This is a genomic window from Rahnella sp. GSA61A (assembly GCF_019969905.1).
Taxonomy (GTDB): Bacteria; Pseudomonadota; Gammaproteobacteria; order Enterobacterales; family Enterobacteriaceae; genus Rahnella; species Rahnella aceris.
On the sequence record NZ_JAHXYO010000008.1, the window covers coordinates 94,512 to 120,954 of the forward strand.

Annotated in this window: 22 protein-coding genes; 9 read left to right on the plus strand and 13 right to left on the minus strand. The window is 54.1% G+C overall.

The genetic code is table 11. From position 1 onward, the window contains the following. Positions 1 to 7: 7 nt before the first annotated feature. The 7 genes from malP to ulaA all read right to left on the minus strand — a co-directional run bounded on the left by malP (position 8) and on the right by ulaA (position 7,142). The gene (gene malP / locus LC431_RS12475; RefSeq protein WP_013573571.1) at positions 8 to 2,422 is read right to left on the minus strand and encodes a maltodextrin phosphorylase; all 2,415 of its coding nucleotides are present in this window, start codon (positions 2,420 to 2,422) and stop codon (positions 8 to 10) included. Positions 2,423 to 2,639: 217 nt separating this feature from the next. Then, positions 2,640 to 3,329: an L-ribulose-5-phosphate 4-epimerase gene (locus LC431_RS12480; protein WP_014411493.1), complete on the minus strand. Its 690-nt coding sequence runs from the start codon at positions 3,327 to 3,329 to the stop codon at positions 2,640 to 2,642. Continuing rightward, on the minus strand, positions 3,326 to 4,186 hold the full coding sequence (locus LC431_RS12485) for an L-ribulose-5-phosphate 3-epimerase (RefSeq protein ID WP_217244478.1): 861 nt from the start codon (positions 4,184 to 4,186) through the stop codon (positions 3,326 to 3,328). Before LC431_RS12485 ends, LC431_RS12480 begins: the two co-directional genes overlap by 4 nt. A 10-nt stretch (positions 4,187 to 4,196) precedes the next feature. Beyond that, entirely contained in the window at positions 4,197 to 4,853 is a 657-nt protein-coding gene (locus tag LC431_RS12490; protein ID WP_013573567.1) for a 3-keto-L-gulonate-6-phosphate decarboxylase UlaD, read from the minus strand. Positions 4,854 to 4,878: 25 nt separating this feature from the next. Beyond that, positions 4,879 to 5,349, minus strand: a complete 471-nt coding sequence (ulaC, locus tag LC431_RS12495; RefSeq protein ID WP_112151939.1) for a PTS ascorbate transporter subunit IIA — start codon at positions 5,347 to 5,349, stop codon at positions 4,879 to 4,881. A gap of 10 nt (positions 5,350 to 5,359) precedes the next feature. Continuing rightward, positions 5,360 to 5,668 carry a PTS ascorbate transporter subunit IIB gene (ulaB, locus tag LC431_RS12500; RefSeq protein WP_013573565.1) on the minus strand — a complete coding sequence of 103 codons (309 nt, stop codon included), beginning with the start codon at positions 5,666 to 5,668 and terminating at the stop codon, positions 5,360 to 5,362. A gap of 70 nt (positions 5,669 to 5,738) precedes the next feature. Next, the gene (gene ulaA, locus LC431_RS12505; protein ID WP_014411492.1) at positions 5,739 to 7,142 is read right to left on the minus strand and encodes a PTS ascorbate transporter subunit IIC; all 1,404 of its coding nucleotides are present in this window, start codon (positions 7,140 to 7,142) and stop codon (positions 5,739 to 5,741) included. Positions 7,143 to 7,554: 412 nt separating this feature from the next. On the opposite strand from ulaA, the gene ulaG reads away from it, so the two are divergent. The 4 genes from ulaG (at position 7,555) to LC431_RS12525 (ending at position 11,225) form a co-directional block, all read left to right on the plus strand. Continuing rightward, positions 7,555 to 8,619, plus strand: coding sequence for an L-ascorbate 6-phosphate lactonase (gene ulaG / locus LC431_RS12510; protein WP_013573563.1), 1,065 nt, complete (start codon positions 7,555 to 7,557; stop codon positions 8,617 to 8,619). A gap of 114 nt (positions 8,620 to 8,733) precedes the next feature. Beyond that, entirely contained in the window at positions 8,734 to 9,489 is a 756-nt protein-coding gene (ulaR, locus tag LC431_RS12515; RefSeq protein WP_013573562.1) for an HTH-type transcriptional regulator UlaR, read from the plus strand. Between the two features lie 84 nt (positions 9,490 to 9,573). Continuing rightward, positions 9,574 to 9,894 carry a thiosulfate sulfurtransferase GlpE gene (gene glpE, locus LC431_RS12520; RefSeq protein WP_037033715.1) on the plus strand — a complete coding sequence of 107 codons (321 nt, stop codon included), beginning with the start codon at positions 9,574 to 9,576 and terminating at the stop codon, positions 9,892 to 9,894. 140 nt (positions 9,895 to 10,034) lie between these two features. After that, positions 10,035 to 11,225 carry a PLP-dependent aspartate aminotransferase family protein gene (locus LC431_RS12525; protein ID WP_013573560.1) on the plus strand — a complete coding sequence of 397 codons (1,191 nt, stop codon included), beginning with the start codon at positions 10,035 to 10,037 and terminating at the stop codon, positions 11,223 to 11,225. A 114-nt stretch (positions 11,226 to 11,339) separates the two neighbouring features. On the opposite strand, the gene LC431_RS12530 is transcribed toward LC431_RS12525, so the two are convergent. After that, complete coding sequence (locus tag LC431_RS12530; RefSeq protein WP_223509957.1) at positions 11,340 to 11,486, minus strand: hypothetical protein; 147 nt, start codon at positions 11,484 to 11,486, stop codon at positions 11,340 to 11,342. Here LC431_RS12530 and LC431_RS12535 point away from each other — a divergent pair. The 5 genes from LC431_RS12535 to glpD all read left to right on the plus strand — a co-directional run bounded on the left by LC431_RS12535 (position 11,426) and on the right by glpD (position 16,597). Next, positions 11,426 to 11,833 (plus strand): helix-turn-helix transcriptional regulator, encoded by a 408-nt coding sequence (locus LC431_RS12535; protein ID WP_232829664.1) that lies wholly within the window; start codon positions 11,426 to 11,428, stop codon positions 11,831 to 11,833. The two genes, LC431_RS12530 and LC431_RS12535, sit on opposite strands and share 61 nt — an antisense overlap. Next, on the plus strand, positions 11,830 to 13,098 hold the full coding sequence (locus LC431_RS12540; protein WP_013573558.1) for a type II toxin-antitoxin system HipA family toxin: 1,269 nt from the start codon (positions 11,830 to 11,832) through the stop codon (positions 13,096 to 13,098). Before LC431_RS12535 ends, LC431_RS12540 begins: the two co-directional genes overlap by 4 nt. A 108-nt stretch (positions 13,099 to 13,206) precedes the next feature. Beyond that, positions 13,207 to 14,040: a rhomboid family intramembrane serine protease GlpG gene (gene glpG, locus LC431_RS12545; protein WP_134706558.1), complete on the plus strand. Its 834-nt coding sequence runs from the start codon at positions 13,207 to 13,209 to the stop codon at positions 14,038 to 14,040. A 9-nt stretch (positions 14,041 to 14,049) separates the two neighbouring features. Further along, entirely contained in the window at positions 14,050 to 14,808 is a 759-nt protein-coding gene (locus LC431_RS12550; RefSeq protein WP_013573556.1) for a DeoR/GlpR family transcriptional regulator, read from the plus strand. A gap of 277 nt (positions 14,809 to 15,085) precedes the next feature. Then, the gene (gene glpD, locus LC431_RS12555; protein ID WP_013573555.1) at positions 15,086 to 16,597 is read left to right on the plus strand and encodes a glycerol-3-phosphate dehydrogenase; all 1,512 of its coding nucleotides are present in this window, start codon (positions 15,086 to 15,088) and stop codon (positions 16,595 to 16,597) included. Positions 16,598 to 16,741: 144 nt separating this feature from the next. Here glpD and glgP read toward each other — a convergent pair whose 3' ends face one another. The 5 genes from glgP to glgB form a co-directional block, all read right to left on the minus strand. Beyond that, complete coding sequence (glgP, locus tag LC431_RS12560; protein WP_014411488.1) at positions 16,742 to 19,189, minus strand: glycogen phosphorylase; 2,448 nt, start codon at positions 19,187 to 19,189, stop codon at positions 16,742 to 16,744. 37 nt (positions 19,190 to 19,226) lie between these two features. Further along, positions 19,227 to 20,663: a glycogen synthase GlgA gene (gene glgA / locus LC431_RS12565; RefSeq protein ID WP_013573553.1), complete on the minus strand. Its 1,437-nt coding sequence runs from the start codon at positions 20,661 to 20,663 to the stop codon at positions 19,227 to 19,229. Between the two features lie 71 nt (positions 20,664 to 20,734). Beyond that, positions 20,735 to 22,012, minus strand: coding sequence for a glucose-1-phosphate adenylyltransferase (glgC, locus tag LC431_RS12570; RefSeq protein WP_013573552.1), 1,278 nt, complete (start codon positions 22,010 to 22,012; stop codon positions 20,735 to 20,737). Positions 22,013 to 22,029: 17 nt separating this feature from the next. Beyond that, positions 22,030 to 24,054, minus strand: coding sequence for a glycogen debranching protein GlgX (gene glgX / locus LC431_RS12575; RefSeq protein ID WP_112151943.1), 2,025 nt, complete (start codon positions 24,052 to 24,054; stop codon positions 22,030 to 22,032). Beyond that, the gene (glgB, locus tag LC431_RS12580; protein WP_119261102.1) at positions 24,054 to 26,237 is read right to left on the minus strand and encodes a 1,4-alpha-glucan branching protein GlgB; all 2,184 of its coding nucleotides are present in this window, start codon (positions 26,235 to 26,237) and stop codon (positions 24,054 to 24,056) included. The genes glgX and glgB overlap by 1 nt, the downstream gene beginning before the upstream one ends. Positions 26,238 to 26,443: the final 206 nt, after the last annotated feature.

Sequence of the window (26,443 nt, forward strand, 5' to 3'; positions counted from 1 at the left end):
TCGGCTCCTATCGTTTGGCCTGCCAGATGCGCTGCTGATAATCGCGGATGGAACGGTCAGCGCTGAACATGCCTACACGGGCCGTGTTGAGCAAGGTACGGCGGGTCCATTCATCGGCATTACGGTAAAGCGCATCGACCTGTTTTTGCGCCTCGCAATAGGTGGCAAAATCCGCCAGCACCAGATACGGATCACCGCCATCGAGCAGACTGTTGAGCATCAGATCGAAGGCCTTTTTGTCACCACTGGCATAAAAACCGCTGGCCAGTTCGTCGAGAATGGCTTTGAGATGTTTGTCCTTTTTCACCAGCGCTTTCGGCTTGTAGCCTTTTTTCAGCTGCGCTTTTACCTCATCGACGGTCAGTCCAAAGATAAAGATGTTGTCCTCGCCGACTTGTTCGGCAATTTCGACGTTGGCACCATCCAGCGTGCCGACGGTCAGCGCACCGTTCAGCGCCAGTTTCATATTGCCGGTACCGGAAGCCTCTTTCCCGGCGGTAGAAATCTGCTCCGACACATCCGCCGCCGGGATCATCAGTTCTGCCACCGACACACAATAATCGGGAATGAACACCACTTTGAGACGATCGGCGACGATCGGATCGTTGTTGATCTTCTCCGCCACCTGATTGATCGCATAAATAATATTTTTGGCGAGGTAATAACCGGGCGCGGCTTTGGCGCCGAACAGGAAAACACGCGGCACGATGTCGAGTTTCGGGTTATCGCGGATCTGGCGGTACAGGGAAAGAATATGCAGCAGATTGAGATGCTGACGTTTGTATTCATGCAGGCGTTTAATCTGTACATCGAAAATCGCGTCAGGATTAAGCCGGATCCCCATGCGCTGCCAGACGTATTCCGCCAGCCGCACTTTGTTATCGTGTTTGATTTTGCGGTACTGTTTGCAGAATTTTTTGTCTTTAACGCCGTCTTCCAGACCTTTCAGCAGGTCCAGATTATTGACCCAACTGTCGGTTTTCAGCCGTTCATCAATCAGTGCCGACAGCGCCGGATTACATTGTTTAAGCCAGCGGCGCGGCGTGATGCCGTTAGTCACGTTATGGAATTTTTCCGGCCACAACTGGTGATACTCCGGGAACAGATCTTTGACCACCAGATCGGAATGCAGCGCCGCCACGCCGTTAACCGCAAAACCCGCGACCACGCAGAGGTTCGCCATACGCACCTGTTTGTCGTGATGCACGGCAAGTTTCGCCCAGACCGCCTCATCACCCGGCCATTCTTTGCTGACCCGTTTCTTAAAGTTGGCGTTGATCTGTTTAATGATCTGGAAATGACGCGGCAACAGGCTGCGCACCAGTCGCTCGTCCCAGGTTTCCAGCGCTTCCGGCATTAACGTGTGGTTGGTGTACGCGAAGGTGCGGCTGGTGATGTGCCACGCGTCATCCCAGCTCAACTGATGCTCGTCGAGCAGCACGCGCAGCATTTCAGGAATAGCGATGGTCGGGTGCGTATCGTTGAGCTGGATGACTTCATAATCCGGCAGTTCGCTGATTTTGCGGCCAAGGAAATGATGACGCCGCAGGATATCGGCCACCGAGCAGGCGCACTGAAAATACTGCTGCATCAGGCGCAGGCGTTTACCGGCCTGATGGTTGTCGTTCGGATACAACACTTTGGTGAGTTTGGCGGCGTCGATACCCTGTTGTTCGGCTTTCAGAAACTCGCCGTCATTAAACTTTTCGAGATCAAACGGGTGCGGATGCGTGGCTTCCCATAAGCGCAGCGGTTGCGTGATACCGTTGCGGTAACCCATTACCGGTAAATCCCAGGCTTCGCCACGCAGGGTAAATTCCGGCTCCCAGCGTGAAACGCCCTGCTCATTTTTCACGATTTTACCGCCAATACCGACGCTGACCGCCAGCGAACTGTTGTGGCGGAACCACGGATATTCGCTGCGGTGCCAGTCGTCCGGCGACTCTTTCTGTTTGCCGTCAACAAAACGCTGGCGGAATAAACCGTACTGATAATTCAGGCCGTAACCGATGCCGGGCTGCCCGACGGAAGCCATCGCATCGAGATAACAGGCCGCCAGCCGTCCCAGCCCGCCATTGCCCAGCGCCGGATCAATTTCTTCTTCCAGCAGGTCGGTCAGGTTGATATCAAACTGTTCCAGCGCAGCGGCAATTTTTTCGTACCAGCCGAGATTAATCAGGTTGTTACCGGTGAGACGCCCGACCAGAAATTCCATCGAGATATAGTTAACGTGGCGGATGACTTTTTTGCTTTTACTGCTGACCGGCTCATTTTGCGGGGGAATTTGTTCCGCGACGGCGGCGCTGACCGCATGCCACCACTGGTGCCGGGTCATATCTGAAGCTGAAGTGAGTCCGAACGCTTGCCACTGGCGGGTGAGCGCCGCCAAAAAAACATCCTGCTTGAACGTGATCTTCGACATAGGGCAGTCTCTTTTCAGTCTGAGGGGACGGAATGCTTCCGTGAGAAAAAGTGTGATCGCGATATCTATGTATAAACCCTATGCTGGAAAAATGCTCACTGCGGGGATGAGGAAAAATGCATGAAATCATGTCGAAGGGATGGCGGAGATGCCATTAAAACCCCGCCCCAACCCTCACCTTCGCAGGGGAGGGGTTTTAATGGCATCTCAATAGCTATTATTTCTGCCCGTAATACGCATCCGGCCCGTGCTTGCGGCTGAAGTGCTTGTGCAGCAAATAATCGTCCATCGGGGTTTGGTCACGCCGGATTGAACCGGTGATCCACGCCATTTTCGCGACTTCTTCCAGCACCACCGCGTTGTGTACCGCCTGTTCCGGCGTGATTCCCCAGCAGAACGGGCCATGCTGGGCGACCAGAATGCCCGGCATATGCAGCGGATCGATGCCGGTCAGCGACGCGGCGATAACTTTGCCGGTTTCCAGTTCGTACTCTCCGCTGACTTCCTTACGCGATAAAGGCCGGGTGCAGGGAATGGCACCGGCAAAATAATCCGCGTGTGTGGTGCCGAGTGGCGGGATGGCGACGCCGGCCTGCGCCCATGAGGTCGCATAGGTCGAATGGGTGTGCACGATGCCACCAAGCTGCGGGAAACGGGCGTAAAGTTCGAGATGCGTGGCGGTATCTGAAGAGGGTTTGTAATGCCCTTCCACGACGTCGCCTTGCAGGTTCAGCACGACCATATCGCTGACCTGCATTTTCTCGTATTCCACGCCGCTCGGTTTGATCACAACAATACCGCGCTCGCGATCAATACCGCTGACATTCCCCCACGTGAAGGTCACCAGACCAAAAGCGGGCAGCGCCATGTTGGCTTCAAATACGCGTTGTTTCAGTGCATCCGTCATCGGGTTTCCTCCATGCTAAGCCCGGCTTTCTGCATTTTATCGACCACCCAGGCGCGGGCGTTGCGCACTTCCTGCATCGGATCGGCGGCGGTTTCGCTCCACATTTCGATCAGGTACGGCCCGCGATAACCGCTTTTTTGCAGCGTGGCAAAGCAACGCTCGAACTCCACCACGCCGTTGCCAAAGGGGACGTTTTTGAATACGCCGGGCTGTGTGTCTTTAACATGCACAGCGACGATATGCCCTGCGCCGCTTGCCAGTTCCATCTGCACGTCGTTATCCCATGCCGATAAATTGCCGATATCCGGATAAAGCTGGAACCACGGATTGTTCAGGTAATGACTGTAACCCAGCGCTTTGCTGATCGAATTCATCAGCGGGTAATCCATGATTTCCATCGCCAGCGTGACCTGCGCACGACTGGCCATTTCGACGGACTCCTGCAAGCCATCGCGAAAACGCTCGCGGGTATTTTCATTGGCCTGCTGGTAATACACGTCATAACCGGCAAGCTGGATCACGCGAATGCCGAGATCCTGCGCCAGCACGATGGCCTTGCGCATGATTTCCAGACCCTGATTGCGGGTTTCATCATCTTCTGCACCAAGCGGGAACCGCCGGTGTGCGCTCAGGCACATGGACGGAATGCGGATGCCGGTGCGTGATATTGCATCAACTACCTGCAAACGTTGCTCGCGTGACCAGTCCAGCCGCGCCAGCCGGTTGTCGGTTTCATCCACCGACATTTCAACGAAATCGAAGCCCAGCTCTTTCGCCAGTGTCAGGCGCATCAGCCAGTCTTCGCCCGCAGGCAGGGCTTTTTCATAGATACCGAGTGGAACGGCTTTATGCATCATTCGGTGTTCCTTAGCCCCAGAGCTGGCGAATGGATTTTTTGAACTGACGTGCTGCGTCAACCGGATCTTTGGCGTCGCGGATACTACGTCCGGCGATAAAGACGTGCACCGGAATGTCTTTAAATAGCGGCAAATCTTCCAGCGCCAGTCCGCCGGTAATGGTCACTTTAAAGCCCATGGCGGAAAGGCGTTTAATCGCCGAGATATCGGCATCGCTCCACGCCACCCCGGCGGCCTGCGCGTCGCGGCTGCGGTGATAAACCACCTGCCCGATGCCTGCGTCGTGCCATTCCTGCGCCTGTTCCCACGTCCAGTAACCGGTCAGCTCAATCTGCACGTCGCCGTTAAATTCTTTCGCCACTTCCAGCGCACCTTTGGTGGTGTTGATGTCGGCACAGCAAATCACCGTCACCCAGTCAGCATGGGCTTCGAAACACATGCGCGAGAGGATTTTTCCGGCATCGGCGATTTTGGCATCGGCCAGCACAATTTTTTCCGGATACAGCGCCTTGAGGTCACGCACCGCGCGCACACCTTCTGCGACACATAAAATAGTGCCAACTTCGATAATGTCGACTTCGCTGGCGATCAGGCGCGTGGTTTTGTAAGCGTCGTCCATCGACTGGTTATCCAGCGCCACCTGCAACATCGGTAATGAATGAGACATAATATATTCCTTCTCTGCTAACGAATTAGTGAACCGCCGTGGCGGAGGTCAGGTCGATCAGATCCAGCACCTGTTGCGCCGTAGTGCAGGCACGCAGGCGGTCAAAATTGGCTTCATCATCAAACAGGTTCACCACCTGCATGATGCCGATTTCCTGATGCGCATTGGCATCCACCGCCGCCAGCGTGATGAGAATGTCCACCGGATCGTTATCTTCATGATTGAACACCAGTGGTTTTTTCAGCGTCACCAGCGCAAAACCGGTTTTCAGCACACCTTCTTCCGGACGGCCATGCGGCATGGCAAGCCCGGGTGCGATCACGAAATACGGCCCGAAACGTTCGACGCCGTCCAGAATCGCCTGGTAATAACGCGGCTCTACCACTCCGGCTTCTACCAGCATATCGACGCCAATTTTCACTGCGCCCTGCCAGGTTTCTGCTTCTGCGTTGAGGCGAATCGAGTTGTTTTCAGCCAGCGAATCTCGCAGTTTCATACATCGCTCCTTACTTTTTCAGGTCTGCGGAAAAGTGCGCGTTAATCACTTCCATCACTTTCGGACCGAAGTCAGCCGCCGACAGCATGTTGCGCACGCCGACCACGTATTTGTTGCCGCTGACGGTGATTTCATCCGCCACGTGCGTGGAGGCGACAATAATGTCAGCACCGCTCAGCTCGGATTTGTATTCCCCCACCGCGCAGCTATTCATGGTGTGATCCACGCCTTCCTGCGTCAGAAACTGGCCGATTTTCATCTTCATGATCATCGAACTGCCTTGCCCGCAACCGCATACCGCCAGAATTCGTACTGTCATGGGAACCTCTTTGTTTGGTGAGAAGTTATTTGTGAGAAGTCATTAGTGAACAGTCATTAGTGAACAGTCATTAGTGAGAAACGGACTGATTAAGCGCCTGTTTTTCAGCATCTTCTTCGGCCCGCAATGCGCGACCCGCGAAGAACATGTAGAGCAGCACAATCACCGCAATGACGCCCATAAAGGCCATACCGATGCTGAAGAAGCCCTGCATCATTGGCGGTGCCAGAATCGACCAGTCTGCCATGCCCATCCAGGCGCTCAGGCCGGTGAGTTTGATGGCCCAGACGCAGCCGAAGATTTCGATCATCCCCATCACCAGACAGATTTTCAGCGCCGCGCGCCAGCCGCCGAAGTGATTGGCAAACACGCCGATGGTGGCGTTAGAGAAGAACATCGGGATAAAGCCGGGGATGATCATGATGGAAGAGCCCATGCCAAACAGAATGGCGACAGCAATCAGCTGGCCGATGGTGCCCCACATAAAGCCCCAGACCACGGCGTTCGGCGCAAAGCTGTAAATAGCCGCGCAGTCGATGGCCAGCACGGCACCCGGGATCAGGCGTTGGGAGATGCCGTTAAAGGCTTCGGTCAGTTCAGCAACGAACATACGCACGCCCTGAATAATGATGAAAATCGCCACCGCAAACATCAGACCGGTTTGCAGGATGTAAATCGTCCAGTGGGTTTTTCCGGCCATTTGCTGCAGGGTGTCGAGGCCGAAGGAACACAGAATGATGCCGAAGAACACGGTCATCACGATGGCGGTAGACACGATATTGTCATGGAAAATATTCAGCCAGCCCGGCAGTTTGAGATCTTCAACACTGTCTTCTTTCTTCCCGAGATACGGCGCGATTTTATAAGCGATCCACGAGGCAAATTGCTGCTGGTGACCAATCGAGAAGCCGCTGTTTTCGGTCACGGCCTGCGTCGGTTTGTACATCATGTTCGAGGTAATGCCCCAGTACAGCGACACCAGAATTGCGGTTGACCAGATGGTGGTCCACATCGGATAGCCCATGATGAAGAAGAACACCGCAATCAGCCCCGCCTGCTGGAACATGATGTGGCCGGTGAGCATGATGGTGCGAATGCCGGTAATGCGGCGGAATACCACCATCAGGATATTCAGCGCCAGGGCGATCAGCACCGCGTAACCGACCCAGCTATAGGCCTCGCCCATGCGCTCCACCGTGGCCATCATTGAGGCATAGGTATCTGATATTGCACCGTTAATGCCATACACTTCTGAAAGTTTTGCCACCACCGGTTTGAAGGTACCGGTCAGAATGCCGGACCCCGCCTGCAGTAACATAAAGCCGATTATGGTTTTGATGGTGCCCTTGATAATCACCGTCGCGCTCTTCCTGAGCAGGATGTAACCGAGCATGGTCACAATACCCAGCAGCAACGGCGCGTTAGTCATTACCTGATTAAAAAATACGGTGAAGATGGTGTAGAGGAATTCCATAAGACTCTCCGTCTGACCTTGTTTGATCTCTTCAACGCACTTGAACATAACCGCTGCGCTAAAAAGTGAGGGACAAACGCACTCTAATGCTCACATCGAATCAAATAAAGATTCGCAATGATTATTTGTGAGCAGTCTCGCAAGATATCGTCATCGGCAGAATGAGCTAACAAACTAAATCACTCTGTTTTTATGATAAATATCAGCCATATACTACAAAAAAAGGCATGTGAAAACCGCCTGAAATCCTCCCATCCTCCTTTGTCATCCCCTGCTTAATGCTAAAAATCGCTCGTTTATAATCATTGTCATTATGAATTTTCGATGATAAATTCTCACAAATAAATCATATGTAATCATTAAATGATTTATTGTGACTCTATTTCAAAGCCAACTCAGATGAGGGAATACTATGAGCAAAGTAGAAACGATCAGCCGCGAATCCTGGATCCTCAGCACTTTCCCGGAATGGGGCACCTGGTTAAACGAAGAGATCGAGCAGGAAAAGGTCGCGCCGGGCACCTTTGCCATGTGGTGGCTGGGCTGTACGGGGATCTGGCTGAAGTCTGAGGGCGGCGCGAATATTTGTGTCGATTTCTGGTGTGGCGTCGGCAAGCAAAATCACAGCAGCCCGCTGATGAAAACCGGCCACCAGATGCAGCGCATGGCCGGTGTAAAGAAGCTCCAGCCGAATCTGCGCACCACACCGTTTGTGCTCGATCCCTTTGCGATCAGGGAGATCGACGCGGTGTTATCCACCCACGATCATAACGATCATATCGATGTGAACGTGGCCGCCGCTGTCATGCAAAACTGTGCTGCTGACGTGCCCTTTATCGGCCCGCAAACCTGTGTGGATTTGTGGATGAGCTGGGGCGTGCCCGCCAGTCGTTGCATCGTGATGACGCCGGGCAAAGTGGTGAGGATCAAAGACGTGGAAATTCACGCACTGGATTCTTTCGACCGCACGGTGCTGATCACCCTGCCCGCAGACCAGAAAGCCGCAGGGGTATTGCCGGATATGATGGATCAGCGCGCGGTGAATTATTTGTTCAAAACGCCGGGCGGTAACCTGTATCACAGCGGCGATTCGCACTATTCCAACTACTACGCCAAACACGGTAACGAATATCAGATAGACGTGGCGCTCGGCTCTTATGGCGAAAACCCGCGTGGTGTGACCGACAAAATGACCAGCGTCGATATGCTGCGCATGGCGGAATCCCTCAACACCAAAGTCGTTATTCCGTTCCACCATGATATCTGGTCGAATTTCCAGGCCGATCCGCAGGAAATCCGCGTGCTGTGGGAGATGAAAAAAGATCGCCTGAAATACGGCTTCAAGCCGTTTATCTGGCAGGTCGGCGGTAAATTCACGTATCCGGATGATAAGGATAACTTCGAGTATCACTATCCGCGTGGCTTTGACGACTGCTTTACTACCGAGACTGATCTGCCATTCAAGTCTTTCTTATAAAGTATGTTATGAACAGGCGGAGGCAGCAGACTCCGCTTTTTTATAAACCATGTAATTGCCATTACTGCTCGTTTATAATCACGCGGTAATCACCTATTTACCTGCGGAGCCACCATGACTGAGCCACAACGCCACAATGCTATTCTCGATCTGCTGCAACGTCAGGGGCAGATTTCCGTCGCTGATGTGATTGATCAGTTTGATATTTCACCCGCTACGGCGCGTCGTGACATCACCAAGCTCAACGAACTGGGCAAACTGCGGAAAGTGCGCAATGGCGCTGAAGCCGTGAATCAGCCACGCCAGAACTGGACACCGCTGAATATCCATCAGACGCACAATCTCAACGAGAAAATGCGCATCGCCAAAGCGGCATCCGAACTGTGCCAGCCGGGTGAAAGCGTGGTGATAAACTGCGGTTCGACGGCGTTTCTGCTCGGCCGTGAAATGTGCGGAAAAGACATTCAGGTCATTACCAATTATCTGCCGCTGGCCAATTATCTGATTGAACAGGAGCACGACAGCGTGGTGATCATGGGCGGTCAGTACAATAAAAGTCAGTCAATTACGCTGGCACCACAAGACGGCGATGCCAGCCTGTATGCCGGGCACTGGATGTTCACCAGCGGCGCGGGGCTGACCGCCGATGGCCTGTACAAAACCGATATGCTGACCGCGATGGCCGAGCAGAAGATGTTGAATTATGTTGGGAATTTGGCGGTACTGGTCGACAGCAGCAAAATCGGCCAGCGCGCGGGCATGCTGTTCAGCCGCACCGAACAAATCGATGTGCTGATCACCGGCAAAGAAGCGAATGATGAAATCATCGGGCAATTACGTCAGAAAGGCGTGCAGGTGATCCTGGTTTAGCCTTTATCCCTGTATTTCGTCTGGTCTTAGTTGTGCAATTATTGGGTAGAATGGCGGCATAACCTTTTATGAGGCAAGACCAGAATGGAACAATTTGAAGCAATCAGCGTTGAACAAGCACATTCCCGCCTGACCTCAGGCGAAGCCGTGATGGTCGATATTCGTGACCCGCAAAGCTTCGGCGCAGCACATGCACCTGGCGCTTATCACCTGAGCAACGACAGCCTGCCTGCGTTTATCCAGCAGGCCGATGCCAAAACACCGGTACTGGTGATGTGCTATCACGGCATCAGCAGCCGCGGTGCCGCGCAATTTCTGATTTCTCAGGGTTTCGAATCGGTCTACAGCGTTGACGGCGGTTTCGAAGCCTGGTCGCAAACCTTCCCGCAAGATATTGAAGCCTGACCCCTCTTTATTGACGCCGGCGCACGCTATAGTCTTTATAACCAGGCTAATGAGTTTGCGCCGAAAATGTTCTTAAGCTGAAAAAGCTACCTTTCTCCAGTGTTGATATAATTTCTGCCTACTATCGACAGGATTCCAAGATGAAAAAACTGAACACTTCACGTTCTTTAGGGATGCGTACGCTCGCCGTTCATGGCGGACAGCAGCCCGATGCCCTGACCGGCGCGATTGCAACACCTATCACCGCCGCATCGGCATTTTCATACCCGGATTTTGACAGCGGCGCACGCCGTTTCAGTGGTGAAGAACCGGGTTATATTTACAGCCGTTTCGCCAATCCGACGGTGGCCGTTTTTGAACAGAAACTGGCGGCGCTCGAAGGTGCAGAAACCGCCGTTGCCTGCGCGAGTGGCATGGCAGCGATCAGCGCCACGTTGTTTGCCCTGCTGGTTCCCGGCGATGAAATCATTCATATCGGCACGCTGTATGGCGGCACTGAAGGCGTGGTGCGTAACCTGCTGCCACGTTATGGCATCAAACCGGTTCACGTTACCCATGTGAGCGAACTGGAAGCGGCATTCACAAAAAACACCAAAGTGGTGCTGGTGGAAACCCCGGCTAACCCGGGACTGGATATCGCCGATCTGGCTGAAGTCGCCCGTCTGTCGAAAGCCGCCGGTGCAGTCAGTGTGGCGGATAATACCTTTGCCACACCGTACCTGACGCGCCCGCTGGAACTGGGCATTGATATCGTTCTGCATTCTGCGACCAAATACATCAGCGGCCACGGCGATGCGACCGGTGGCGTAGTGGCCGGTTCGGCGGCATTAATCACGCCAATCCGCACCCTGAGTCTGAAGCAGTTCGGCGGCAACCTGAGCCCGTTCGAAGCCAGTTTGCTGATCCGCGGCCTGAAAACTCTGCCGCTGCGCGTCGAAGCCAGTTCGCTGAGCGCACAGGCGGTGGCGGAATTCCTCGACGGCCACAGCGCGGTAGACACCGTGTTCTATCCGGGGCTGAAGCAGCATCCGGGACATGCCACCGCCTCAAAACAAATGAAACTGTTTGGCGGGATTATGGCCATTGAGCTGAAAGGCGGCCTCAACGCCGCACGGACGTTCCTCGATAAGCTGAGCATCATCACGCAGGCGGTATCGCTCGGCGACACCGATTCGCTGGCCTGCCATCCGGCATCGACAACGCACAGCGCCGTCGCGCCGGAAGTTCGCCGCCAGAGCGGTATCACCGACGGACTGGTGCGCATCAGCATCGGTATCGAAGATACCGAAGACCTGATTGCTGATCTGCAACAGGCGCTGGAAGGGCTTTAAGCGGATCTGAAATCACGCTCAGCATCACATCTCCTGCATGCTAAAGTGTAATTATTATGGCGATATAGAGCATATATCGCCATAATACTTTCAGTTTACACTTCAAATTGGCTGCTACCATGCCCCGAAAAACATCGCCCTTGCTTCCGGCAACTGAATCGCTATTAACTGAGTTTGGCGATCGTCTTCGTCTGGCGAGGTTGCGCCGCAAACTGACGGCAGCACAGGTCGCAGAACGGGCAGGTATGGTTCCCATGACATTGCGCAATCTTGAACGCGGCAACACAGGCGTCACTCTCGGTGCCTGTCTGGCGGTAATGCAGGTTCTGGGCGTAGAACAAGATCTCAATTTGTTGCTCAAAGATGATCCGTTCGGCCGCCAGTTGCAGGACGCTACATTAATTCCCCGTAAACCCACCTCACGCAACTCCCGTTCAAAACGGACGCCTTCCTCTGTGTCCTCAGATAATACTCTTTTAAAACAAGATGAACCGGATACAGAAAGTGACTGGGCTAAGGATGATTTTTTAAGTGCGGGTTCATTAGCGTCACTGCTTCAAGGTGGTGAAAATACCGGTAAAAAAACCCATAAAAGGACGAAGAAATGACGGTAAGGATTGCCGTGTATGCCGACTGGGCGCCTCTCCCATCGCCTTTGCGCATCGGTTATCTCAATGTGCATCAGGCTGCAGGTCGCGAAATTTTTGCCTTTGAATATGATCAGGCTGCGCTGGAGCATCCTGATTTTGCCCATCTTCAGCTTGATCCACGAATAGGGTTATTCACTGGCCCCCAATATCCGGCACAAAGGCAGGATATTTTTGGTGCCTTTGCGGATACCAGTCCGGATCGCTGGGGACGGTTGTTGATGAAAAGACGGCTGGAACGTGAAAAACGGGCAGGTGTGGCCTCTGCAAGCCAGCGTCTTTATGAATCTGATTACCTGCTGGGCGTGCATGACAGTTTTCGTATCGGCGCGCTGCGGTTTCGGCTCAATGATGAAGGCAATTTTCTGGATGACCGTCATGATGTCGCTGCTCCTCCTTTCATTCAAATTCGTGAACTCGAAGCCGCCAGCCGGGCGCTGGAAAAGGACCGTGAAAATCAGGATGCCGCAGGAGATGAATGGTTACGTTTACTGATTGCACCAGGCGGATCGCTTGGCGGCGCCCGCCCAAAAGCCAGCGTCAGCGCACCAGATGGTCATCTGTGGATAGCAAAATTTCCCAGCATTAATGACGAATATGATATCGGTGCATGGGAGTTGGTCGTCAATACGCTGGCAAAAGCCTGTGGTCTGAATGTGCCTGAAAGCCTTGCCCGCCGCTACGCCAATCCTCATCATTGTTTTTTAGTGAAGCGTTTTGACCGGACGACAGAGGGTCAGCGTAAACACTTTGCCTCGGCGATGACGCTGACCGGCCATCAGGATGGCGACGACGCCTCTTCAGGTATCAGCTACCTTGAGCTGGCGGCGGTAATTATTAATCAGGGCGCGCAGCCAAATCAGGATTTACGCGAACTCTGGTCGCGTATCGTGTTCAATTTGCTGGTATCCAATACCGACGATCATCTGCGCAATCACGGTTTTCTACTGGAGCCAGGAAAAGGATGGCGTCTTTCACCCGCCTATGACATGAATCCGGTGGCGCAAAGCACAGGATTAAAACTGAATATCAGCGAATCCGATAATGCGATGGATCTCGATTTAGCGCTTTCTGTCGCGCCGGTGTTTAGGATTTCAAACAGCGATGCGCTGGATATCATCCGTCGCTGCCAGCAAATCGTCAGACAGTGGCCAACGATTGCCAGCAAAATTGGCCTCTCTGTACGCGAGCAAAATGCGATGTCATCAGCATTTAGGTTAGCATGACCCTGTTAACCAGAAGCCTGCTGACAGATAATCAGGCGATACCATTATCGCCTGTCTACATAACAATGAATTACCGCAGTCAAACAATTAGGGAAACCGCTAAACGCTATGGTGCGCATTCTTAACCTGAACAACCCCCGCCTGGCTCAGGCTTTTGTCGATTACATGGCAACCCAGGGTTTTACGCTGACGATGAAACACGAAAGTCAGGAAGTGCAGCTCTGGCTGGAAGATGAATCCCGTCTGGAAGAGGCCGAGAAGCAGGTGGCGCTGTTTGTGCGCGATCCCCTGCATCCGCGCTATCAGGAAGCAAGCTGGAAAACCGGCAAGGCACAGCCACATTTAAAGATGTCGCACACACCCTTCCTGAAAACCCTGCGCAGCCGCGCCGGGCCGCTGACGATAGGCATGATTGTGCTGAGTCTGGCGGTGTTTATCCTGCAACAGATGGTCGGCGACGAACTGGTGATGAGCTGGCTCGCCTGGCCGGACAGTTCGCGCGTTTTCCAGTTATGGCGATGGTTCACCCCGGCCCTGATGAATTTCTCCTTTATTGCCCTGCTGATTAATCTGGCATGGTGGTGGTATCTCGCCAGCCAGATTGAGATGCATCTGGGCAGCGGCAAACTGTTCACCGTAACCTTAATTTCTGCCCTGATCAGCGGCTGGGGCCAGTCGATGGTCAACGGTTCGTGGTTCGGCGGATTATCCGGTGTGGTGTACGCGCTGATGGGTTACGCCTGGCTGACCGGCCAGCTGAAACCGGAAAGTCGTCTGTATGTGCCCGGCGGATTACTGGTCATTTCGCTGATTTTTATGTTCATTGGCTATGCGACGGGCGGCGCGGCCGTGTCGAATGCCGCGCATGCGTTTGGTCTGGGTCTCGGCCTGGTCATGGCATTTGTTGATACGCGCACTCCGCGCAACAAAAAAAATAAGTAGGGGATTCGGGTGAAACAAACACAACGCCATGATGCGATTATCGATTTAGTCCGCCAGCAGGGGTATGTCAGCACCGAAGAGCTGGTGGAGCATTTTGCAGTCAGCCCGCAAACTATCCGCCGTGATCTGAATGATCTGGCGGAACAGAATAAAATTCACCGTCACCATGGCGGTGCAGCCTTGCCGTCCAGTTCGGTGAATGCGGCATACAACGACCGTAAAGTGATGTGGTCGGAAGCGAAAGCGCGTATCGCCGAACGAGTCGCCAGCCAGATCCCTGACGGTTCAACGCTGTTTATTGATATCGGCACCACGCCGGAAGCCGTGGCGCATGCGCTGCTTAACCATAAAAATCTGCGCATCGTGACCAACAACCTGAACGTCGCGACGCTGCTGACAGCCAAAGAGGACTTTCGTTTGTTCCTCGCAGGCGGTGAAGTGCGCGCCCGCGACGGCGGCATCATGGGCGAGGCAACGCTCGATTTCATCTCTCAGTTCCGCCTTGATTACGGCATTCTCGGCATCAGTGGCATCGATATGGACGGTTCGCTGCTCGAATTCGACTATCACGAAGCCCGTACCAAACGCGCGATTATCGAAAACTCCCGCTGCGTGATGCTGGTGACGGACCATTCCAAATTTGGCCGAAACGCGATGGTCAACCTCGGCAAAATGGATCTGATTCATTATCTGTTCACTGATAAACAGCCGCCGGACAGCGTGAAGCAAATCATCGACAAGTACGACGTGCATCTCGAACTGTGCTGATTTGCCTGCATTTAGGGAGCGCTGCGGCTGGCGCTCCTGCTTTTCCTCCCTCCGCCCTGCCCGGCAAAACGAACAATTTCGAAAAATTCCACGCGTAGCGGCGTTCGGTTTCGTCCCCGCCTTGCTATTTTGCTCGAAACCGACACAAAAATGTTACCTTCATCACGCATAATTGTTTTTATTTGGTTAACGCTTGGCTTGTTTGTCGATTCTCGATTACAATCGTGAGCGAAAACGAACATAAAAGAGCTATTGCGAACATCTGGAGGAAGATGACGTGGAAACCAAAGACTTGATCGTAATTGGTGGCGGTATTAATGGTACCGGCATCGCAGTCGACGCAGCTGGCCGCGGGCTGTCTGTTCTGCTGCTTGAAGCGCAAGACTTGGCCTGCGCGACCTCTTCGGCCAGTTCTAAACTGATCCACGGTGGCCTGCGCTATCTGGAACATTACGAATTCCGTCTGGTCAGCGAAGCGCTGGCTGAACGTGAAGTGCTGTTGAAAATGGCACCGCATATTGCTTTCCCGATGCGTTTCCGTTTACCGCATCAGCCGCATTTGCGCCCGGCCTGGATGATCCGCGCCGGTTTGTTCCTGTACGACCATCTGGGCAAACGCACCAGCCTGCCGGCCAGTAAAGGTCTGAAATTCGGCAGCGAGTCCGTGCTGAAACCAGAACTGACCAAAGGTTTTGAATACTCGGATTGCTGGGTCGACGATGCGCGTTTAGTGGTCGTCAATGCACAGGAAGTGGAAGAACGTGGCGGCGAAGTTCGTACCCGCACCCGCGTGACCCGCGCATGGCGTGAGGACGGCATGTGGATGGTGGAAGCCGAAGATATCGACACCGGCAAAACCTTCACCTGGCGCGCCAAAGGTCTGGTGAACGCTACCGGTCCGTGGGTAAAACATTTCTTCGACGACGGCCTGAAGCTGAAATCGCCATACGGCATCCGTCTGATCAAAGGCAGCCATATTGTGGTGCCCCGTGCACACAATCAGCCGCAGGCCTACATTCTGCAAAACGAAGATCACCGCATTGTTTTCGTGATCCCGTGGATGGATGAATTCTCCATCATCGGCACCACCGACGTGGAATATCACGGCGATCCGAAAGACGTGAAAATCGATGATAAAGAAATCGGTTATCTGCTGAAAGTGTATAACGACCACTTTAAGAAACAGCTGACCACCGAAGACATCGTCTGGACTTATTCCGGCGTGCGCCCGCTGTGCGATGACGAATCAGATTCACCACAGGCGGTGACCCGCGATTACACGCTCGACGTTCACGATCAGGATGGCAAAGCACCGCTGCTTTCTGTATTCGGCGGCAAGCTGACCACCTACCGTAAGCTGGCGGAACATGCGCTGGAAAAACTGGTGAAGTACTATCCGAAAGCCGGCCCGGCGTGGACCAAAACGGCCGTGCTGCCTGGCGGGAAACTGAACGGAGACCGTGATACCTACAGCGCCAATCTGCGTTCCCGCTTCAAATGGTTACCGGAATCACTGGCACGCCGTTATGCGCGTACGTACGGCAGCCAGACAGAGTTATTCCTGAATGACGCGACCAGCCTTGAATCGCTGGGCGAAGATTTCGGTCACGGATTCTACGAAGCTGAACTGCGTTATCTGGTGGAAAAAGAGTGGGTTTCACAGCTTGATGATGCCATCTGGCGTCGTACCAAACTCGGTATGTGGCTGGATAAAACCCAGCAACAACGCGTCGCCGAGTGGCTGGAAACGCACAAACAGCAGAAGAAACATCTGTCGCTGGCGTCTTGATTTAGTTAGCTCCTCCCCCTGCGAAGGGGGAGGCCGGGAGGGGGTTTAACAGACAAAACAAGTGCTTATGCACACTTAACATCTTGTTTTTGACCTTAATACCCCACCCCAACCCTCCCCTTCGCAGGGGAGGGAGCGACTCCTCTACAACTTCACCGGCTTAATGTTCCAGATCTCATCGGCGTATTCCTGAATGGTACGGTCCGAGGAGAAATAGCCCATGTTGGCGATGTTATGCAGCGTGCGGCGCGTCCATTCTTCCGGCAGTTTATACAGCTCATCGACTTTATCCTGCGTATCGACATAACTGCGGTAATCCGCCAGCACCTGATAGTGATCGCCGAGATTGACCAGCGTATCGAACAGGTTGGTGTAGCGCTTCGGCTCGCCTGGGCTGAAGACCCCGGTGGCGATTTGCGTCAGCACCTGATGCAGCTCGGCGTCCTGCTCGAAGTAAGTATGCGGGTTGTAGCCTTTGCGGCGTAATTCCTCGACCTGCGGCGTGGTATTGCCAAAGATAAAGATATTCTCCTCGCCCACGTGTTCGAGCATTTCAACGTTGGCACCGTCAAGCGTCCCGATAGTCAGCGCGCCATTGAGAGCAAATTTCATGTTACTGGTGCCGGAGGCTTCGGTACCGGCCAGAGAGATTTGCTCGGAAAGATCTGCCGCCGGAATGATCAGTTGCGCCAGGCTGACACTGTAGTTCGGAATGAAAACGATCTTCAGCTTGTTGCCAATACGCGGATCGTTGTTGATCACCGCCGCCACATCGTTGATCAGCCGGATGATCTGCTTCGCCGCATAATACGCCGAGGCCGCTTTGCCGGCGAAAATCACTGTGCGTGGCACCCATTCGGCATCTGGCTCTTCGAGAATGCGGTTATAACGGGTGATGACGTGCAGCACATTCATTAGCTGACGTTTATATTCGTGGATACGCTTAATCTGCACGTCGAACAGGCTTTTCGGATCCACCACAATATTCAGCTTCTGGGCGATATACAGCGCCAGCCGTTTTTTGTTGTCCAGCTTGGCCTTGCGGATTGCCTGCAGGAAGCTCAGGTAATCCAGATTCTGTTTCAGTTCCGCCAGCTGGCTGAGATCAGAACGCCAGGTCTGGCCGATGGCATCGTCAATTACCGCTGACAGCGGTTTGTTGGCCAGTGCCAGCCAGCGGCGCGGCGTCACGCCGTTGGTTTTATTACAGAAACGGTCCGGATAAATACGGGCGAAATCAGCAAACAACGACTGCACCATCAGCTCGGAATGCAGCTCAGACACACCGTTAACTTTGTGGCTGGCGATGACCGCAAGCCATGCCATCCGCACTTTGCGGCCATTGCCTTCATCGATAATCGAGACACGCGACAGCAGGCCATTATCATTGGGTATCTTTTCCGCCACTTCTTTCAGGAAGTGATCGTTAATCTGGAAAATAATCTCCAGATGACGCGGCAGGATTTTGCCGATCATGTCTACCGGCCAGGTTTCCAGCGCTTCGCTCATCAGCGTGTGGTTGGTGTAAGAGAACACGCTGCATACGGTTTGCCACGCGGCTTGCCACTCGAATTTATGCTCGTCGATTAACAGGCGCATCAGCTCAGGGATCGACAATACCGGGTGCGTGTCGTTGAGGTGGATGGCGATTTTATCGGCCAGATTGTCGTAAGTATGGTGCGTGGTGTAATGCCGGTTGAGAATATCCTGCACGGTCGCCGACACCAGAAAATATTCCTGACGCAACCGCAGCTCGCGGCCAGAATAAGTTGAGTCATCGGGATACAACACGCGGGACACGTTCTCAGAATGGTTTTTATCTTCCACCGCCGCGAAGTAATCGCCCTGATTAAATTTCCCCAGATTGATTTCGTTACTGGCCTGCGCGCCCCACAAGCGCAGCGTGTTGGTCGCGTCGGTGTCGTAGCCGGGAATGACCTGATCATAGGCGCAGGCGATGACCTCCTCGGTTTCCAGCCAGCGGGTTTTGATGCCTTCATGCTGCACCCGTCCGCCGAAACGCACTTTATAACGGGTATTGTAACGCTGGAATTCCCACGGGTTACCGTATTCCAGCCAGTAATCCGGCGCTTCTTTTTGCTCACCGTTGATGATGCTTTGCGCAAACATACCGTATTCATACCGGATGCCGTAACCGCGCCCCGGCAGCGCCAGCGTCGCCAGCGAATCAAGGAAACAGGCCGCCAGTCGTCCGAGTCCGCCGTTGCCTAAACCAGGGTCATTTTCTTCACCGATCAGTTCTTCGAGATCAAAGCCCATTTCATCAAGCGCGCTTTTCAGGTCGTCGTAAATACCCATCGCCAGCAACGCATTGGAAAGCGTCCGTCCAATCAGAAACTCCATCGACAGGTAATAAACCTGCCGGACGTCCTGTGAGGTTTGCGCCCGGTTAGAACGCAACCAGCGTTCCACCATGCGATCGCGCACCGCAAACAATGTGGCGTTCAGCCAGTCGTGTTGTGTCGCAATAGACGGATCTTTGCCGATGATAAACATCAGTTTATAGGCAATAGAATGCTTAAGCGCTTCGACACTGACTGTCGGTGAGTTGTAATTAAACGGTGAAGTCATAGCGTTACATTCCCGATCAAGTTAGCTACGTTCAGGGTCAGGACAGCAGGCGGTTATACAGGGTGATATATTCCTGCGCAGCCACCTTCCAGCCAAAATCAATACCCATGGCGTGTTGTTGGACGTGTCGCCAGTGTTTCGGTCGGCTCCACAAAACAAATGCCCGGCGGATCGCATTTCCCAGCGATTTCCCCGTTGCTTCTTCAAAGACAAAACCACTGGCTGTTCCGTCGGCCAGATTTTCCAGTGCACAATCGACCACCGTGTCGGCCAGCCCGCCGGTGCGGCGCACCAGCGGCAACGTACCGTATTTGAGGCCATATAATTGGGTTAATCCGCAAGGCTCAAAACGGCTCGGCACCATAATGACATCCGCCCCGCCGATAATGCGATGGGAAAACGCTTCGTGATAGCCGAGCTGCACGCCGACCTGGCCAGGGTTGTCCGCCGCGGCTGCCAGAAATGCCTGTTGCAGCACCGCGTCACCCGCGCCCAGCAGCGCCAGCTGACCGCCGCGTTCGAGTAAATCCGGCAAGGCTTCCAGCACCAGATCCAGCCCTTTCTGGCTGGTCAGGCGACTGACAACAGCAAATACCAGCCGCGAATCATCCACATCCAGCCCCATCGCCCGTTGCAGATAGGCTTTATTGACCGCTTTCGAGCGTAAATCCTCCGCGTCGTAACGCGCTGACAGCAGCACGTCATCACGCGGCTGCCAGATAGCGTCATCGACGCCGTTAAGGATCCCCGTCAGCCGCCCTTGCATTTCACGTTCCAGCAGCAGCGATTCCATGCCATAGCCAAATTCCGGACGGGTGATTTCTTTCGCGTACGTTGGGCTGACGGTGGTCACGTGGTCGGAATAGAACAGACCGGCTTTCAGGAAAGATATCTGGCCGTAGAATTCCAGCCCGTGCATCTGAAAGAACTCGCGCGGGATATACAGCTCATCGAGATGATGCGCGCCAAACAATCCCTGAAACGCCAGATTATGTACGGTGAAAACCGTCCGCACCGGCGCATTACGGGCGCGGATATACGCGGAACATAGACCGGCGTGCCAGTCATGAGAGTGGACGATATCGGGTTGCCAGTGTGGATCGAAATTCAGTGCCAGTTCGCAGGCCATCCAGCTCAGCAACGCAAAGCGCAGATGGTTATCCGGATAGGCAAACGACGATTGATCGTGATACGGGCTGCCGGGACGGTCATACAATCCCGGCACATCAATCAGATAAATACCCACGCCATCAAAGTAACCCAGTGAAAGGGTGACATGCCCGGCAAAAGTTGCCAGCGTGCCAATCACCTGTGTTTCCCCCAGTCCTTTTTTGACGTCAGGGAAAGCCGGAATGAGCACGCGGACATCCGCGCCTTCCGCAATCTGAGCGGCGGGTAATGCACCGGCGACATCCGCAAGGCCGCCCGTTTTTAACAGCGGAAACAGCTCAGAACAAACATGTAAAACCTGCATTCGCGCTCCTGATTATCCCGGTCATCCCGGCGTTCACCGGGATGACGAAAAGTCGTACTTCTATCGTCTGTTTATAGTTTCGCCAGCATTGCGCGGGTCACCAGCACCACGCCACCTTCCGAACGGTAGAAACGGCGGCTGTCTTCATCGGCATTCTCACCAATCACCATGCCTTCAGGGATCTGACAAGCGCGGTCAATGACGCATTTGCGCAGACGGCATGAACGCCCCACATTCACATCCGGCAGGATGATGGCCGAATCGATATTGCAGAAAGAGTTGACGCGTACCCGCGGGAACAGCACGGAATGCACCACCACCGAACCGGAAACAATCACGCCACCGGCCACCAGCGAATTCATGGTCATGCCGTGGCTGCCTGAGCGATCCTGTACAAATTTGGCGGGCGGAAGCGGCTCCATGTGGGTACGGATCGGCCAGTCGCGGTCGTACATATCCAGCTCCGGCGTGACTGACGCCAGATCCAGATTAGCGCGCCAGTAGGCATCGAGCGTGCCGACATCACGCCAGTACGGCGGCGCTTCATCGTTTTGCGTGACGCAGGAAAGACCAAACGGATGCGCGCGGGCGACGCCCTGACGGGTCAGTTTCGGGATCAGGTCTTTGCCGAAATCGTGGCTCGACTCTTCACTCGCCATATCTTCTTCGAGCATGCGAAACAGATAGTCTGCATTAAAAATGTAGATGCCCATGCTCGCCAGCGCCATATCGGGATTGCCGGGCATCGGCGGCGGGTCTTTGGGTTTTTCGACGAAACTGGTGATGTGATAATCCTCAGTGACGCCGATAACACCGAATTCACTGGCCTCGGTGCGCGGCACTTCCAGGCAGGCGACGGTACATTCACCGCCCTTCTGCACGTGGTCGATCAGCATCCGCGAGTAGTCCATCTTGTAGATATGATCACCCGCCAGGATCACCACAAACTCGGCGTTATAGCGGCGGATGATATCCAGATTCTGATAAACCGCATCGGCGGTACCTTTGTACCAGTGCTCGGTGCTGTGGCGTTGCTGCGCCGGAAGTAAATCCACGAATTCGTTCATTTCTTCGTTAAGGAAAGACCAGCCGCGCTGGATATGCTGAACCAGCGTGTGTGACTGATATTGTGTAATCACGCCGATGCGACGAATGCCGGAGTTCAGGCAATTTGACAGGGCGAAATCAATGATGCGGAATTTTCCGCCAAAGTGAACGGCGGGTTTTGCCCGGGTTGCGGTTAAATCTTTCAGTCTTGAACCACGGCCCCCGGCAAGGATTAATGCCACGGATTTCAGCGGCAACTGCCTTGCCAGCATGACCGGGTCCCGGTTATCTAATGTCGCCATATCTGACTCCTTTGTTTTTATAATGACCGGCTCTGTGAAGTGAAATCTTGTAGGACACAGAGGGTTTTTGCTGCTGCCCGCCATTGCGAGCCTTCCATGACACGCCGGGGTTCCTCATCAAAAAGCACGCTGTTGAACGGTGCCACTGGCTGCCAGTTTCCCGGCGGCAGGTGCAAATCCACCTCGTGCAGCGAGGCATTAACGATCACCAACCAGCGCTGTGACAGGCAGATTTGCAGCCACTGCTGCGGCCCCTGCTCCCAGTCGCCGGGGCTCATCGGTTGCCCCTGTTGATTCAGCCATTGCACGTCATCGCTGCCTTCCTGCCACCAGCGGTTTTGCGTCAGTGCCGGAATTTTCCGGCGCAACGCAATCAGCGCGCAGGTATAGGCTGTCAGGCTTTCATCGGCGTTCTCCCAGTCAAGCCAGGTCAGCGGATTGTCCTGACAGTAGGCATTGTTGTTGCCCGACTGGCTGTTGCCGAGTTCATCACCGGCCAGCAACATCGGCGTGCCCTGTGACAAACAGAGCGTCGCCAGCAAGGCACGCTGGCTGAGACGGCGCTGCTGTAATACGCCTTCAGACGCCGCAAGCCCTTCTTCACCGTGGTTTTGGCTGAAATTTTCGTTATGGCCGTCGCGATTTTCTTCACCGTTGGCCTGGTTATGTTTCTGGTTAAAACTGACGAGATCGCGCAACGTGAAGCCGTCGTGCGCCGTCAGCATGTTGATGCAGGCGTAAGGCTCACGCTGCGCGGGATTGAACTTGTCGGCGGAGGCGGCAAAACGCCCGGCAAACTGCCCCAGAGAAAGATCGCCATGCAACCAGAACTGGCGCATATCGTCGCGCCACACATCACTCCATTCGGCAAAGGGTGCGGGGAAATTTCCGAGCTGATAGCCCCCGGCCCCGATATCCCACGGCTCGGCAATCAGTTTGATTTTCGAGAGGATGTCATCGTGTTTAATGGCCAGGAACAACGGCGATTGTGCGGTGAATTCCGGCGTTCTGCCGAGAACTGTCGCTAAATCAAAACGGAAGCCGTCAACATGACATTCACGTACCCAGTAATGCAGGCAATCGAGGGTCCAGGCGATCATGTCCTCGTCCATCAGCCGTATCGTGTTGCCGCAGCCGGTCATGTTGTTGTCGGAACCGTCGTCGTTAAGCCAGTACCCGCTGGCGTTATCAATGCCACGAAACGAAATAAACGGCCCGTCGATATCCAGCTCAGCGCTGTGGTTGAACACCACATCGAGGATCACTTCAATACCCGCCTGATGCAGTGCTTTAACCGCCGATTTAAATTCATTCAGCGCCGATACACCGCCCAGCCCGCTGGCGTAACGCGGTTCAACCGCGCACGGTGCCAGCACGTTGTAGCCCCAGTAATTACTCAGTCCAAGGTGTTGCAGGCGTGGTTCGTCGGCATGATGCTGCACCGGCAAAAGTTCTATCGCGGTGACGCCCAGATGCTGCAAATATTCAAGCATCACCGGATGCGCCAGCCCGGCATAGGTGCCGCGAAGGGCTGCCGGAATATGGGGATGCTGGCGAGTGAGGCCGCGCACATGCGCCTCGTAAATCACCGTTTCACCCCAGGGTTTCGCGGGCGGTTGATCATCACCCCAGTCGAAATTTCCGGCGACCACCACGGATTTCGGCGCAACCACGGCGCTGTCTTTATCGTCGGGCGCATCGGTGCCGCCGGTGAACCGTGCGTTGTCGAGCAGTACGCCGTCAATCGCACGTGCGCTTGGGTCGATCAGCACTTTCTTCGGGTTAAACCGGTGACCCTTTTTCGGGTCGAACGGTCCGTAAACCCGGTAGCCGTAGCGTTGTCCGGCTTTCAGCCCCGGCACAAACCCATGCCAGAGATGGCCGGTGCGCCCGGTCAAAGGCAAATGTTGCTCGCTGCCGGTCTCATCAAAAAGACAGAGTTCCACTTTTTCCGCATGTGCAGAGTACAGGCAAAAATTGACGCCACTATCTCTGAGATGCGCACCAAAAGGTGCGGGCAGACCGGGACCGAGCTGTTTCATTACGCCTCCCTTCGCAAATAAACCGTCGCCAGCGGCGGAATAGTCACGCTGATCGAATGGTCACGCTGATGATGGCCAATATTTTCACTGTAAATATCGCAACCGTTGCCGACATTACTGCCACGGTAGAAATGCGAATCGGTATTGAGGATTTCGTGATAACGCCCAGGCTGACTGATGCCTATGCGATAATGCTCACGCGGAACCGGCGTAAAGTTACTGATGACGATCACTTCACCGCCATTTTCGTCACGGCGGGCAAAGGCGAAAATCGAGTTTTCGTGATCGTCGACCACCAGCCATTCGAAACCGCGCGGGTTGTAATCGAGCTCATACAACGGCGCATTGGCCTGATAGGTCTGGTTCAGGTCGCGTACCAGATGTTGTACGCCGCTGTGCCAGCCGCTTGGATCGTCAAGCAGATGCCAGTCGAGGCTGGCGTCAAAATTCCACTCACGCCCCTGCGCAAATTCATTGCCCATAAACAGCAATTTCTTGCCCGGATGTGCCCACATAAAGCCGTAGTAGGCGCGCAGGTTGGCGAACTTCTGCCACACATCGCCGGGCATTTTATCCAGTAAAGATTTTTTACCGTGTACCACTTCATCGTGGGACAGCGGCAATATGAAGTTCTCGCTGTAAGCGTAAAGCACGCCGAATGTCATGAGATTGTGATGATATTTGCGGTGAACCGGATCAAGCTGCATATAGGTCAGGGAGTCGTGCATCCAGCCCATATTCCACTTGTAATGGAAACCCAGCCCGTTAGCATCCGGCGGCATGGTGACGCCGGGATAATCGGTCGATTCTTCCGCCAGCGTCACCGCACCGCCGAGTTCACGACCAATGGTCTGGTTGGTGTATTTCAGGAAGGAAATGGCTTCGAGGTTTTCGCGGCCACCGTAATAATTCGGGATCCACTCCCCGGCTTTACGGCTGTAATCGCGGTAAATCATGGAAGCCACCGCATCGACACGCAGGCCGTCAATGCCAAACCGTTCAATCCAGTAAAAACCATTGCCTGCCAGATAGTTACGCACTTCATGGCGGCCATAGTTATAAATCAGCGTGTTCCAGTCCTGATGATAACCTTCACGGGGATCGGCATATTCGTACAGCGCGGTGCCGTCAAACTGCGCTAAACCATAGGTGTCGCTCGGAAAATGTCCCGGCACCCAGTCGAGAATGACGTTCAGCCCGGCGTTATGCGCGGCCTCGACAAAGGCTTTGAATTCCATCGGCGTGCCGAAACGACGGGTCGGCGCATACATGCCAAGCGGCTGATAACCCCAGCTCCCGTCGAACGGATGTTCGTTGACCGGCATCAGTTCGATGTGCGTAAAACCCATCCATTTGGCATATGAGACTAATTGCTCGGCCAGTTCACCATAGCTGAGCCAGAAATTATCATCGGTATGACGACGCCAGGAACCCAGGTGCACTTCATACACGGAAACCGGCTGATTCAGCGCATTGGCTTTCTTTCGGCTTTCTGAATGCGGCACAACATCCGGTAATTTACGCACGCACGAGGCAGTATCCGGACGCATCTGCGCCTCAAAAGCATAAGGGTCGGCGCGCAGGCTGACATGCCCGCGGCAGTCGATAATTTCGAATTTATACAGTTGACCTTCGCGGACGGCGGGAATGAAGAGTTCCCAGATACCATTTTCACGGCGCTGGCGCATCGGGTGTCGGCGGCCGTCCCAGAAGTTGAATTCACCCACGACGGAAACCCGCGTGGCGTTCGGTGCCCAGACGGCAAAACTGACACCCTCGACGTCATCCAGCGTTTGCAGATGTGCGCCGAGTTTTTCGTATGGCCGCAGGTGCGTGCCTTCTGCCAGTAACCAGATATCCAGTTCCTGCAACAATGTGCCGAACCGGTACGGATCGTCAATCACATGCAGATTCTCGCCCCAGCGGACTTCCAGCTTGTAACGAAAGGCATTTTTACGCCGCGGGATCAGGCCGACAAAGAAACCGCGATCATCGTAACGACGCAGTTCCGCCACCTGTTTACCTTTTTCTACATCAATAACCCAGACCTGATCCGCATCCGGCAACAGGGCACGCACTTCCAGCCCGGCGGCCACAGAATGCATACCCAAAAGAGAAAAAGGATCAGCGTAGTGGCCAGATATAATTTGGTTAATGACGTGCTGATCGGGAAGTACAGACATGTATTTCGTCCTATGATTAATTAAATCAATAAATCCAATAAAATCATTCAGGTATTCAATACGAAACGTGATCCCAGTGTGCTCCCCTTTTTATCGCCGCTTTGTGATCCGGCTGTGTTTCGGTTTTGCCAAAAAGTGCGCGATGACGCTTACGCTCACAATTTCCAAATAAGTGCTTATTTCAGCTTCTCAAAGAGGCATAGCTC